Genomic DNA, 12,570 nt, shown 5'->3' with positions numbered 1-12,570 from the left:
GTTGGCGGGGGATCGGGCGGCCACAAGGGTCGCCCCTATGGGGCGCGCGGAAGGCTTTGTGGTCAGGCGGGTGGGCACTGTCGCGCCCCCGTTCATGCTTCGATTTCCCTCAGCACGAACGGCTGTCGGCGGAGGGTGTTGGGGGCGGAGGGTCTGGATACCGGCATTCGCCGGTATGACGGTGGGGTTGTGCGGGGTGCCCCCTTCGAGAACATCGGAACAGGCTTCGGCGGGCTCTAGGCGAACAGTGAGCTGGTGTAGAGGACCTGGGAAGACATGAGCACGCAGCGATATGACTACATTGTGATTGGGAGCGGGATTGCTGGGTTGTACTCGGCGCTGCTGGCTGTGGAGTTTGGGAGCGTGCTGATTCTTACGAAGGGCGGCATCGCTGACTGCAACACGCAGTATGCGCAGGGTGGGATTGCGGCGGCTGTGGGGCCGGAGGACTCGCCCAACTACCACTTCGCGGACACGCTGGCGGCGGGGGCTGGGTTGTGCAACGAGGAGGCGGCTCGCATTCTGGCAGAGCAGGGGCCGCAGGCGATCTCGGAGCTGGTGCGGCTTGGGGTCATCTTCGACACGGCGGACGGGGAGGTGGCGCTGGGTCGCGAGGCGGCGCACCGGATGCCCCGGGTGCTGCACGCGGGGGGCGACGCGACGGGGGCTCGGATCGAGCTGACGCTGTCGTCGCTGGCGCACCACTCGCGGATTCACGTGCAGGAGTACACGACGACGTCGCGGCTGCTGGTCGAGGACGGGCGGGTCGTCGGCGTCGCGGGGCTCGTGAACGGCGAGGGCGACGAGGTCGAGTACCTGGCGGCGCACACGATACTGGCGACGGGCGGCGCGGGGCGGCTCTACCGCTACACCACCAACCCCGAGGTCACGACGGGTGACGGGGTCGCGCTGGCGTACCAGGCGGGCGCGGCGGTCATGGACATGGAGTTCTACCAGTTCCACCCGACGGCGCTGCGGCTGCCGGGCGCGCCGCCGTTCCTCATCACGGAAGCCATGCGCGGCGAGGGAGCTGTGCTGCGGAACGCTGGCGGCGAGGCGTTCATGACGGGCTATCACTCGCAGGGGGACCTGGCGCCGCGGGACGTGGTGTCGCGGTCGCTGCTGGCGGAGATGCGGCGCACGGGCGCGGGGCACGTGGCGCTGGACGCGACGCACCTGTCATCGGAGATGGTGGCCGCGCGGTTCCCAAGCATCTACAAGACGTGCCTGACGCACGGGCTCGACATCACTCGCGACCCGATACCGGTGTCGCCGGCGGCGCACTACATGATGGGCGGCGTGCTGACGAACACGGACGGGGAGACGACGCTGCCGGGGCTGTACGCGTGCGGCGAGGTCGCGTGCACGGGGCTGCACGGGGCGAACCGGCTTGCGAGCAACTCGCTGTTGGAGACGGTGGTGTTTGGGCAGCGGGTTGTACGGCGCTCGCTGGAGGGCGGGTGGTCGGGGCCCCGGCCGGAGGGGGTCTACGCGCTGGAGGCCGAGCCCTCGGACGCCGCGGGCACGCCGTCGATCGAGGGGCTGCAGGCGCTCAACTGGAGCAACGTCGGCATCATCCGCTCGCGCGAGGGGTTGGAGGAGGCCGCGGGGGTGTTCTCGGCGTGGGAGACGTCGGCGCCGGAGGGCGGCGACCGGGGCGACCGGGAGCTTGCCAACATGGTGACGCTGGGTAGACTGATGGCAGAATCGGCGCTGGTGCGGCAGGAGAGCCGCGGCGCGCATTTTCGGACGGACTTCCCGGAGACATCGGAGGCGTGGCTGCGCCACACGGTGTTCATGAAGCAGGCCGACTAACTCAGGAGGCGTTCGATGGAACTAACCCTGCTTGGCACGGGCACGCCGATGCCCGACCCCAACCGCTGGGGACCCGCGAACCACCTTCGCATCGGCGGCAATACCGTGCTGGTGGACACGGGCAACGGGTGCGTGCGGCGGATGGTGCAGATTGGGCAGGACATGACGGACCTGGACTACATCTTTCTGACCCACATGCACTCGGACCACACGGTCGACCTGATGCACGTGCTGATTACGGGCTGGATCCGGTACAGGAAGAAGCCCTACATGATCATTGGGCCGGCGCGGACGAAGGACTTTGTCGACAGGCTGATCCACGCATTCGAGGAGGACATCCGCATCCGGCGGCTGCACGACCGGGTGGGGGCGGACGTCATGAACGTGCAAGTCATTGAGGTTGACCACGGGGACACCTTCGAGGGGGACGGGTGGCGCGCGACGGCGCTCGAGGTGGAGCACGGGTACGTGAAGCCGGCGCTGGGGTTCGCGTTCGAGGAGGACCGGAGCAAGCTGGTCATCTCTGGCGACACGGCGGTGAGCGACGCCATCATCGAGGCATCGGCGACAGCGAACATGCTGGTGCACGAGCTGATGCAGACGCAGCCGCACCGGGGCGGGCCGGCGCCGGACGGCCGTGACTACCACGAGGTGGACCGGGAGTCGCTGACGGAGTTCGCGCGACGGATTGCGAACTCGCACACGTGCCCGCATGGGCTGGCGGAGGTGGCGGAGAAGTCGGGCGTGCCGCACCTGGTCGCGACGCACATGGGGGACGTCGACGAGGCGTGGTCGCGCGAGGTCATCTGCGCGAACTACGGCAACCCGTTCACGTTCGGCGAAGACCTGATGAAGTTCACGGTGTAGCGCGCCATGCTGCTGACGCCGGAGATCCACGACCTGATCGACAGGGCCCTGCAAGAGGACCTGGGCATCGGCGACGCTACGACGGCGGCGCTGGTGCCGCCGGAGCTGCAGGCCTCGGCGACGTTGTTTGCCAAGCAGCCGGGCGTGCTGTGCGGCGTGGAGGTCGCGGCGGCGGTGTTCCGCCGCGTCGACCCGTCGCTGCAGGTGGAGCCGGTGTTGCGGGACGGCGACGCCATGGAGCGGGGGAGCGTCGCGCTGCGGGCCGGGGGATCGGCGGCGAGCTTGCTCATGGCGGAGCGGACGGCGATCAACTTCATGCAGCACCTGAGCGGCGTCGCGACGCTGACGGCGACCTACGTGGAGGCGGTCAAGGGCACCGGCGCCTCGCTCATCGACACGCGCAAGACGATACCGGGGCTGCGGTCGCTGGAGAAGTACGCAGTGCGGTGCGGCGGCGGGCACAACCACCGGCAGAACCTCGGCGATGGGGTGCTCATCAAGGACAACCACATCGCGGCGCTGAAGCTGCAGGGTGTCTCGCTGGGCGACATGGTGCGGATGGCGCACGCGCGGGCCTCGCACACGATCAAGGTCGAGGTTGAGGTCACGACGCTGGAGGAGGCCGAGGAGGCGCTCGACGCAGGGGCGCAGCTGCTGCTGCTGGACAACATGCCTGCGGAGCTGATGGGGCAGGCCGTCGAGCTGAACCGCGGGCGGGCGCTGCTGGAGGCCTCGGGCGGGATCAACCTCGACACGGTGCGAGCGGCGGCGGAGAGCGGCGTGGACCTGATCTCGGTCGGGGCGCTGACGCACTCGGCGCCGGCGCTGGACATCAGCATGGATGTCAGCTACCTGGGGTAGGGGGTGGCAGACGACTCAGGAAGTGGACGCCGCCGCGAGGCGCTTGCCGCGCTTGGGCAGCGACGCGCTGGGGACGGACATCACTAGTTCGTAGGATTCCGGCTCAGGTACGGGATCTCCCCGCTTCTGCAGCTCGTCAATGTAGATCTCAATTCCCTCGCAGATGAGCTTATAGACCTCTTCCCGTGTCTTAGCCACGGCGAAGCACCCTTGCAGGTCCGGCGTCCAAGCGCTGTAGCTCGTGGGTCCCTTGCTGATCAACACTGCGTAGCCCATGGTCTTCACCCCTTACCGCAGTCCAGCCTGCTTCATTATCTGCTGCCACATAGACATTTGCATCTCCTCGCCGGGGTGACCTGCAATGACAACGATGCTAGGCTTTTCCGGATGGACGTAAATACGATGGCTGCCGTTAGTCCTATCGTGTATCCAGCCGTCATCGCGTACACGCCGTATGGCGTCTCTGACTTTCGGCATCCTGATGGGAACTATAGCATACACAGGGTAGCCAGGCTATTGGCTGGGATGTTCAGGCGCCCCGCCGGGGCACGTGGAGGTCAGCGCTGTCGAGCATGATGGTGACTGGGCCGTCGTTGTGGATTTCCACTTGCATGTAGCCGCCGAAGACGCCTGAGACTACCTCCGGGCATGCTTCCCGGAAGAGGGCGACGGACTGCTGGTAGAGGGGTTCCGCGACGTCGGGGTGGGCGGCGCGGATGAAGCTGGGGCGGCGGCCCTTGCGGGTGTCGGCGTAGAGGGTGAACTGGCTTACCACCATGAGGCTGCCGCCGACGTCCGCGAGGGAGCGGTTGAAGCGGCCCTCGTCGTCGGGGAAGACGCGCATGTTGACGGTCTTCTCGACGAGGTAGCGGGCGTCGTCGAGGGTGTCGCCTTCGGTGATGCCGAGGAGCACGACGAAGCCAACGCCAATGCTGCCCGTGAACTGGCCGTCGACGGTGAGGGAGGCTGAGGACACCCGCTGGAGCAGGGCCCGCATGGGGGAGGGTTAGCCGTCCGAGCCGGAAGACTCGGACGAGGCGGCTGCAGGGGCGCCGTGATCGTGGGAGTGCCCGCCGTGGCTGTGGGAATGGCCGTGGTCGTGGGAGTGGCCGTGGCCGTCGCCATCGCTGGTGGAAGGGCCGTCGTCAGAGGACGGCGCGTCGCCGTTGCCGAGGGTGCTCTTCTTCTTGCCGTAGTCGTTCACGTACCAGCCGCTACCCTTGAAGATGACGGGCACCAAGCTGATCTGACGGTCTGCCAACTGCCCGCACTGAGGGCAGTCCGTCATTGTGTCAGCGTCGAATCCCTGCCTGAGCTCAAACTTATGATTGCAGCTTCGGCACAAGTAGTCGTAAAGGGGCACAGCAAACCTCAACTAGTAAACGCCAAACGTTCGTCTCTGCAAAGCCTATCAAGTGAGTAGAGAACGTGTCAAGAAACGCGGTTGTACGCGTGCGAGCGCGTGATATACTTGCGCGAAAGTTAAGGGGGGCTGCCATGTCCACCGAAGCGCAGACGATTCCGGTTACGGTCTGGACGGACTACATCTGACCGTGGTGCTACATCGGCCTGGACAGGCTGACCAAGCTCCAGGATGAGTATCCCGTCGAGATAGAGACGCGCGCGTTCTTCCTTCGGCCGGACATCCCGCCGGGCGGCAGGGAGCGGCAGCCTCGGCCGGGCGAGCAACCGGGCGGCGATCTGAACGAGCCCCTTCGCACCTACGCCCAAGAGGCCGGCTTCATCATGCGGCGCAGCCCGCACACGCCGTACACGGTGCCCGCGCTGGAGGCGACGGAGTATGCCAAGGCGATGGGGTTGGAGATGCCCTTCCACCACGCGTGCTTCCGCGCGCTGTGGGAGCGCGGCGAGGACATCGAGAAGACCGAGGTGCTTACGGCTGTCGCGGAGGAGGTCGGGCTGGACCCGCGTGGGCTGGAGGAGGCACTGCAGAAGCGCACGTACGCCGAGGCCGTGCAGGAGAGCTACCAACAGGCGATCAGCTACGGCATCAACGGCATCCCGGCCTTTACCATCGGCCGTTACCTCTTCACCGGCGCACACCCGTACGACTTCTTCAAGCAGGTGATGGACCGGGTGCTGCAGGAGGGCGTGGGCGCCGGCTAGGCCGGGAATCCACTGCTTTACCCTGAACCCCTCCCGGCGTACAAACGGTGCGCTAACCTTTCTGTTTGCCCCGCGTTTTCAATTACAGTTTTGCGCAATAGACGTGCGTCTCGCTGGATGAAGTCACCGGAGGAAGAGAATGTTGGGACTGGTCTCCCGTCTGAACCGCATGAGCACCGGCCAGGTGGTGGCAATTTGGCTGGTGGTGGCAGTCATTCTCGGCATTGCCGCCGTTGTCTTCATCCAGAGCAGGGGGGATGAGGAAGCAGGGGCGGAAGCTGCTTTGGAGGAGGGCCAGCAACTTGTACAGGTGCGCCGTGGAGATCTGGTCAACCAGATCACGAGCAGCGGGAGCGTGGTCTTCCCCAACCGACAGGAGCTTACCTTCGGGACGACGGGCACGATTGGCGAGATCCTGGTTGCGGAGGGCGACAACGTTGCCTTAGGGCAGGAACTGGCGCGCTATGACGACGCGACGGTGACGAACCTGCAGCGGGACGTCGCGCAGGCGGAGTTCGACCTGCAGAGGTCCAAGGATACGCTGGAGGAGCTGAGCGAGCCGCCCTCGGAGCTGGACATTGTCGAGGCGGAAGCGGCCATCGCCAAGGCGGAGCTGGCGGTGCAGAACGCGGAAGAGGCGCTGGTGGAGGTAGAGGACCCCGTTACGCAGGAAGAGATTGATGACGCGCTGGCCGATGTCACCTCCGCCGAGGAATCGCTGGCCGAGGCGCAGGACAACCTGCAAGACGTCATCGACGACCACGCGGACAGGGTGCAGGCGGCGGTCGAGTCCCTCGACACGGCCAAGGAGGGGTACCAGGGAGCTGTCACGAATTTCCTGGGGCAGACGCTGACGGCGGGTGAGTACCTGCTCACTCCCGAGGAGTTCTTCGCTTCCTACGACATTGACCTTGTCACCTTCTTCTCGGACGACCAGTTGGAGGACGCCGTGACGTCGGTGCTGCCGCTGGCGCCGGGGCCGCTGTCGGAGCTGGACGACCCGGAGACGCCGTGGGACGAGTTCACGGTCTACCGGTGGATTGCGCTGTATCCGGGCGCGGTCTACGGCAACTGCGAGAACATCAACACAGCCCCGCGGGACGTCTGTGTGCTCCAGGAGATGGAAAGGGCGTGGGACCCTGTGGACAAGGCACAATCGACCCTGGAGACGGCGGAGAGCAACGCGGAGACAGCGGCGTCCAATGCTGAGGATGCCATCGAGCGGGAGGAGGATGCCCTCAAGAAGGCGGAGGAGGCGCTGGAGGAGGTCTACGTGACGTCCGACGACCTTGAGGTGCAGGTGAAGGTCCATGACGTTGCGGTGGCGAAGGCGCGGCTGGACGACGCCAACGCCAAGCTGGAGGAACTGCACGAGACGGCGGACGAAACCACGGTCGCGCTGCGGGAGGCGCAAATCGAGGCGAACGAGGCAACGTTAATCGCGGCGTTGGCGCGGCTCGACGAGGTCGTCATTACGGCGCCGTTTGCGGGCGAGGTGAGCGCGGTGTTCGCAGAGGCGGGGAACACGGTCAACGCGAACAACTTCGGCAGCGCGGTGCTGGAGATTGTGGACACGTCGGTGGCGGAGGTGGACGCGCGGCTGGACGAGATCGACGTGCTGAACGTGCAGGTGGGCGCGGAGGTTATCGTGGAGCTGGACGGACTGCCGGGCGCGGGGCTACCCGGCGTGGTGCGGGAGATTTCCACCACGGGCGAGAACCAACAGGGCGTTGTGACGTATCCCATCCAGATAACCATGCGGACGCCTCCGCTGCTCCAACTGCGCGAGGGCCTCAGCGCGACGGCGACCATCGTACTGCAGCAGGAGCTTGACGTGCTGCTCATTCCCGCATCGTCGATCGCGGGCACGATAGCGCAGCCGACGGTGCTTGTGGACGTCGGCGGCGAGGTGGCAGAGCGAGCCGTGACGCTAGGAACATCGGACGGCTTCTGGGTCGTCGTGACCGACGGGATTAACGAGGGCGAGAGCATCGTCTCGACGGGCGGCGGGGCCGACGCGCCGAACTTCGCAACCATCCGGACGCCGCAGCTTGGCGGGCTCGGCGGCCTGGGCGGCGCGGGATTGGGGCAGGGAGGAGCCGGGAACCTCACACCGGAACAGCGGCGAGCGATCCGGGACCAGATACGGGCGCAGGGCGGAGCCGGCGCAGGGGCAGGCGGTCAGCGCGGCCAGGGCGCGGGGCAGTAGGGGAGGCTGACATGCAGCAGGCAATGCCGGTCATCTCCATCCACAACGTCACCAAGACGTACCAGATGGGCCACGTTCTGGTGAAGGCCCTGCAGGGCGTCAACCTGACCGTGGAGCGTGGGGAGATGCTTGCGGTGATGGGGCCGTCGGGGTCCGGGAAGTCGACCATGATGAACATCATCGGCTGCCTGGACGTGCCCACGGGCGGGCGGTATCTGCTGGAGGGTGAGGACGTCCGGGAGATGAACGACAACCAACTTGCGTCCATACGCCAGGGCAAGATCGGGTTTGTGTTCCAGACGTACAACCTGCTGCAGCGGGCCACGGCGTTGGCCAACGTGGAGATGCCGCTGATGTACGGGAACGGACGAAACCGGCGCGCCCGGGCGCTGGAGGCGCTCGACCGGGTGGGGCTGGCGCACCGGGCGAAGCACATGCCGACGGAGCTGTCCGGCGGCGAGCAGCAGCGCGTGGGCATCGCGCGGGCGCTGGTGAAGGAGCCGTCGATCCTGCTGGCGGACGAGCCGACGGGAAACCTGGACACGCGGTCGAGCGACGAGATCATGACTGTCATCCAGGGGCTGAACCGCAACGACGGCCTCACCATCGTGCTGGTGACGCATGAGACGGACATCGCGCAGCACACCAACCGCATCGTCTCCTTCCGCGACGGGCTGGTGGTGGACGACGCGCCGGTGGCGCAGCCACTTCTCGCGGGGCAACACGCATGACGCCGCTTACGACGCTCCTGACGGCGCTGGACGCGCTGAACTCGAACAAGCTGAGGTCGGGGCTGACGCTGCTGGGCATCATCATCGGCGTGACGGCGGTGATCGCGCTGACGGCCATCGGCAACGGGGCGCAGGAGACGATTACGGCGCGCATCCAGTCGCTGGGGACGAACCTGCTGTTTGTGCGGCCGGGGGCGAGCACGAGCGCATTCGGCTTTGCGGGGGCGGCGGGCAGTGCGGCGACGCTGACGCTGGAGGACTCTGAGGCGCTGATGGACCCGGCGTTGGCGTCTTACGTGGTGGACGTGGCGCCGGAGACGAGCACGCGGTCGCAGGTGGTCTTCGAGCGGGAGAACACCAACACGACGGTGGTCGGCGTCACGCCCTCGTACCTGCCTGTGCGGGCGTACGAACTGGCGGACGGCCGGTCGATCTCGGACGCAGACGTCGCGCGGCGGTCGCAGGTGGCGGTGCTGGCGTCGGAGACGGCGGAGGAGCTGTTCGGACTGCGGCACCCGGTGGGTCACACGATCAAGATCGGAGGGCGGCCGTTCGAGGTCATCGGCCTGCTAGAGCCCAAGGGCGGGACGGGTTTCGGCAACCAGGACGACCGCATTCTTGTGCCGGTGTCGACGGCGTACTACCGGCTGGGGGCGCAGCGCACGGCAGGCGGCGAGATCACCGTGCAGAACATCAACGTCCAGATTGCGAGCGAGGACGTGAGCGACGCGGCGACGGAGCAGATCAGCAACATCCTGCGCCTGCGCCACCGCATCACGGACGAGGACGATTTCACGGTCACCAGCCAGGTGGAGACCATCGAGACGCTGGAGGAGACCACGCAGACCTTCGTCATCTTCCTAGGCGCGATTGCGAGCATTGCGCTGCTGGTGGGCGGCATCGGCATCATGAACATCATGCTGGTGTCAGTGACGGAGCGAACGCGGGAGATCGGCATTCGGAAGGCGATGGGGGCGAAGCGGCGCGACATCCTCTCGCAGTTCCTGGTGGAGGCGGTGCTGCTGAGCCTGACGGGCGGCATCATCGGCGTGGCGCTGGGGTATGGGTTCACGTACTTCTTCGACGACGTGGAGCTTGGCGGGCAGGCGCTGAACATGGTTTTCAGCGGCGACATTGCGATTATTGCGACTGCGGTGTCGGGGGCCATCGGGCTGTTCTTCGGCATCTACCCGGCGATGCAGGCGGCGCGGCTGCACCCCATCGAGGCGCTGCGGCACGAGTAGGGATGTTGTGGGCGCGGGTTGCCCGCGGGCTGAGGGGGGCTGGGTACGTCGGGGTTCCCCTGCCGACGCAGGGGCAGGCTCTGCCTTCGCAGGAACGACGGTGGGGGCGGGCCGCTCGCGAGCCCATTCGTGTATAATCGGGGCACGGAGAGCATAGCGGGCCCGGTGCCGTCATGGCCGCATAGAACACACAAGGAGACGCAGCATGGCAGAGATCGTGATTGGGCTTGGGACTTCCCACAGCCCACAGCTTAGCCTGACGCCGGAGACGTGGCCGCTCCACGCGGAGAACGACAAGCGGAACCCGCACCTGTACGGGCTCGACGGCATCCACCACACGTACGAGGAAGTGCTCGACATGGCGGACGCGTCGATCGAGAAGCAGCTGGACCCGGAGCTGTGGCAGAAGCGGTACGACATCTGCCAGAACGGGATCGCGACGGTGAGCCAGAAGCTGGCTGAGGCGAACGTCGACGCGGTTATCGTCATCGGCGACGACCAGGAGGAGGTCTTCCAGGAGGACAACTTCCCGGCGATGGCCGTCTACTGGGGCGACACGATGTGGAACATCCCGGACAGCTTGCAGGCGCCCCTTCGGCGGGCTGCGTGGTCGTACGGGCTGGAGGAGAAGGAGTACCCCATCGCGAAGGACCTGGCGAGCCACATGCTGAGTTCGCTGAGCGAGCAGGAGTTCGACGTGGCGCGGTCGCGGTACTTCCGCAAGGGCCAGGGCATGGGGCACGCGTTCAGCTTCATCTACACGCGGATCATGCAGGACAAGCTGATCCCCATGGTGCCGGTCATGCTGAACACGTACTTCCCGCCGAACCAGCCGACGCCGAAGCGCTCGTACAACCTGGGGCAGGCGATCCGAAACGCCGTCGAGGAATGGGACTCCGACGCGCGGGTGGCGGTCATTGCGTCGGGCGGGCTGAGCCACTTCGTGATCAACGAGGAGCTGGACCACAGCGTCATCAAGGGGCTGCAGGACCGGGACACGGAGGGGCTGTTCGGGCTGCCCCGTGAGCACCTGAACTCGGGGTCGTCGGAGATCCGGAACTGGATCACGACGTCCGGGGCGACGGAGCACATGGACTTCACCCTGATCGACTACGCGCCGTGCTACCGGTCGCCGGCGGGCACGGGCTGCGCGATGGCCTTCGGGTACTGGTCGTAGCGCGACGAGACACGAGAAACCTCGCGCCCCCGACGTTCGCCCTGAGGCGTTCGCCGGGGGCGTGGTGCGTTCCGAGACGACGCCGGGCGGAGGGCCGGGGGAATCAATTCCCGCTCCGAAGCTGCCCGGCGGACATTGTTTGCAATCAATTCCCAAGCTGACAGACAGGGATTGTTTGCGAAACAATCCGTAGCCGGCGACCCATTGTTTCCGAAACAATTCGTAGCTGCCCGTGGGTGGTCCAGATAGGGATTGAATTGAACCCCCTTCATCGCCACCTCTCCAGGATGGCCTGCGCCTCCGCTTCCCCGGCAGCTCTCGCGGCGTTCGCCCTATACAGGAGGGTAAGGACCCTGTAGAGCTGGATGATGTACTTCATGTTCTTTTCAGAATCCTGCATCAGATGGGCCAGCATCAGCCGCACGACGGCGATGTCGTCAGTGAGGTCTGGCATGGCGAGGGCTTTGTTCACATCGCCGGGGCGAGGGGCGGGGGCAAGCCTCGAGTAGAGGCCGTTCTTGCGGGCGTTCTGATTGCCCCGGGGCGCGCCGCGCTTCTTCCCCTTCCGAGCAGGCTCTTCGGGACCGGGCACGGCCACATCCCCCATATCGTCGACCGAGAAGCCCCAACCCTTCAGGAGATCGTAGGCAACGTTCTTGAAATGCAGTTGGTCGAGTGCGCTTAGTTCGTCATTCATGCTGCGAGGTTAGCGATGGGGGGCGCTTAGAGGCAACAAGCCTGTGTCATAGTCTATGCGGAAACACCGGGCCACCCCTACGCATGGGGCGAAGTGGCGGCCCTTCGAGAGCCATGACCTTACGCCACGCCTCTGGATACCGGCATTCGCCGGTATGACGGGGTTGGGGCGCGGTGCGTTCGGCGGGGGCGGTCACAAGGGCCGCCCCTACGCATGGGGTGTGGGCGCGCGTGGTATGATGGGGAATCACCGCCGCTACTACGGCTAGGCTTTGGTGCAATGGTCCTGAGCGACAGAGACATCCGACGCCAGATAGCGCAGGGGCGCATCGTCGTCGACCCGTACGATGACGACGCGGTGCAGCCTGCGAGCGTCGATCTGCGCCTCGGTTCGCCGCTGCTGGTGGAGGAGACCGCCAAGCTCGCGCTCATCGACCCGCGACAGCAATCGGACATGCAGTGGCGGACCGTCGAGCTGGACGAGAGTGTGCCGTACCCGCTGCAGCCGGGCGAATTCGCGCTGGGCATCACGGCGGAGAACATCGAAATCCCGGACGACATCGTGGGCCGGCTGGACGGCAAGAGCTCGCTGGGACGGCTGGGGCTTGTGGTGCACTCGACGGCGGGGTTTGTCGACCCCGGCTGGAAGGGGCGGCTCACACTGGAACTGAGCAACCTCTCCAGCATCCCCATCAACCTCTACCTGGGCATGAAGAGCTCACAGCTTTCCTTTGTGTGGCTGAGCAGCCCGGCGGAGCGTCCGTATGGCTCGGCGGGGCTGAACAGCAAGTACCAGGGTCAGATGGGGCCGGTGCCGAGCCGCTTTTACCAGAATTACTCGGC

The 12,570-nt window shown here is 66.1% G+C and carries 13 protein-coding genes and 1 pseudogene; 9 read left to right on the top strand and 5 right to left on the bottom strand.

Features of this window, described 5'->3' with window-relative positions:
* Positions 1-276 precede the first annotated feature (276 nt).
* The 3 genes from nadB to nadC are packed head-to-tail and all read left to right on the top strand — an operon-like array spanning position 277 to position 3,543.
* Positions 277-1,815 carry an L-aspartate oxidase gene (gene nadB, locus OXC99_04880; protein ID MCY4624323.1) on the top strand — a complete coding sequence of 513 codons (1,539 nt, stop codon included), beginning with the start codon at positions 277-279 and terminating at the stop codon, positions 1,813-1,815.
* 15 nt (positions 1,816-1,830) lie between these two features.
* Complete coding sequence (locus OXC99_04875) at positions 1,831-2,682, top strand: MBL fold metallo-hydrolase (protein MCY4624322.1); 852 nt, start codon at positions 1,831-1,833, stop codon at positions 2,680-2,682.
* A gap of 6 nt (positions 2,683-2,688) precedes the next feature.
* Complete coding sequence (gene nadC / locus OXC99_04870; GenBank protein ID MCY4624321.1) at positions 2,689-3,543, top strand: carboxylating nicotinate-nucleotide diphosphorylase; 855 nt, start codon at positions 2,689-2,691, stop codon at positions 3,541-3,543.
* A 15-nt stretch (positions 3,544-3,558) separates the two neighbouring features.
* Here the strand turns inward: nadC and OXC99_04865 are convergent, their stop codons facing one another.
* Genes OXC99_04865 through OXC99_04850 form a run of 4 tightly spaced genes read right to left on the bottom strand, consistent with a single transcriptional unit; the run spans position 3,559 to position 4,906 of the window.
* A complete protein-coding gene (locus tag OXC99_04865) occupies positions 3,559-3,819 on the bottom strand; it encodes a type II toxin-antitoxin system HicB family antitoxin (protein MCY4624320.1) in 261 nt (86 codons plus the stop codon).
* A 12-nt stretch (positions 3,820-3,831) separates the two neighbouring features.
* The gene (locus OXC99_04860) at positions 3,832-4,020 is read right to left on the bottom strand and encodes a type II toxin-antitoxin system HicA family toxin (protein MCY4624319.1); all 189 of its coding nucleotides are present in this window, start codon (positions 4,018-4,020) and stop codon (positions 3,832-3,834) included.
* A gap of 52 nt (positions 4,021-4,072) precedes the next feature.
* Positions 4,073-4,540 (bottom strand): D-aminoacyl-tRNA deacylase, encoded by a 468-nt coding sequence (dtd, locus tag OXC99_04855; protein MCY4624318.1) that lies wholly within the window; start codon positions 4,538-4,540, stop codon positions 4,073-4,075.
* 9 nt (positions 4,541-4,549) lie between these two features.
* A complete protein-coding gene (locus OXC99_04850) occupies positions 4,550-4,906 on the bottom strand; it encodes an FmdB family transcriptional regulator (GenBank protein ID MCY4624317.1) in 357 nt (118 codons plus the stop codon).
* Positions 4,907-5,106: 200 nt separating this feature from the next.
* On the opposite strand from OXC99_04850, the gene OXC99_04845 reads away from it, so the two are divergent.
* The 5 genes from OXC99_04845 (at position 5,107) to OXC99_04825 (ending at position 11,031) form a co-directional block, all read left to right on the top strand.
* Positions 5,107-5,670 carry a DsbA family protein gene (locus tag OXC99_04845; GenBank protein MCY4624316.1) on the top strand — a complete coding sequence of 188 codons (564 nt, stop codon included), beginning with the start codon at positions 5,107-5,109 and terminating at the stop codon, positions 5,668-5,670.
* Between the two features lie 139 nt (positions 5,671-5,809).
* Positions 5,810-7,879, top strand: a complete 2,070-nt coding sequence (locus OXC99_04840; protein ID MCY4624315.1) for an HlyD family efflux transporter periplasmic adaptor subunit — start codon at positions 5,810-5,812, stop codon at positions 7,877-7,879.
* A gap of 11 nt (positions 7,880-7,890) precedes the next feature.
* Positions 7,891-8,610: an ABC transporter ATP-binding protein gene (locus tag OXC99_04835; GenBank protein MCY4624314.1), complete on the top strand. Its 720-nt coding sequence runs from the start codon at positions 7,891-7,893 to the stop codon at positions 8,608-8,610.
* Entirely contained in the window at positions 8,607-9,854 is a 1,248-nt protein-coding gene (locus OXC99_04830; GenBank protein ID MCY4624313.1) for an ABC transporter permease, read from the top strand. Before OXC99_04835 ends, OXC99_04830 begins: the two co-directional genes overlap by 4 nt.
* A 205-nt stretch (positions 9,855-10,059) precedes the next feature.
* Positions 10,060-11,031: an extradiol ring-cleavage dioxygenase gene (locus tag OXC99_04825; GenBank protein ID MCY4624312.1), complete on the top strand. Its 972-nt coding sequence runs from the start codon at positions 10,060-10,062 to the stop codon at positions 11,029-11,031.
* A 268-nt stretch (positions 11,032-11,299) separates the two neighbouring features.
* On the opposite strand, the gene OXC99_04820 is transcribed toward OXC99_04825, so the two are convergent.
* Positions 11,300-11,728 (bottom strand): hypothetical protein, encoded by a 429-nt coding sequence (locus OXC99_04820; GenBank protein MCY4624311.1) that lies wholly within the window; start codon positions 11,726-11,728, stop codon positions 11,300-11,302.
* A gap of 279 nt (positions 11,729-12,007) precedes the next feature.
* Here OXC99_04820 and dcd point away from each other — a divergent pair.
* Positions 12,008-12,565, top strand: a pseudogene (gene dcd, locus OXC99_04815) (dCTP deaminase).
* The last annotated feature ends 5 nt before the right edge of the window (positions 12,566-12,570 follow it).

It is taken from the genome of Chloroflexota bacterium (assembly GCA_026713825.1).
In the GTDB taxonomy this organism is placed as follows: Bacteria; Chloroflexota; Dehalococcoidia; order Lucifugimonadales; family UBA1127; genus UBA1127.
This window is presented reverse-complemented; position numbering and strand designations above follow the sequence as displayed.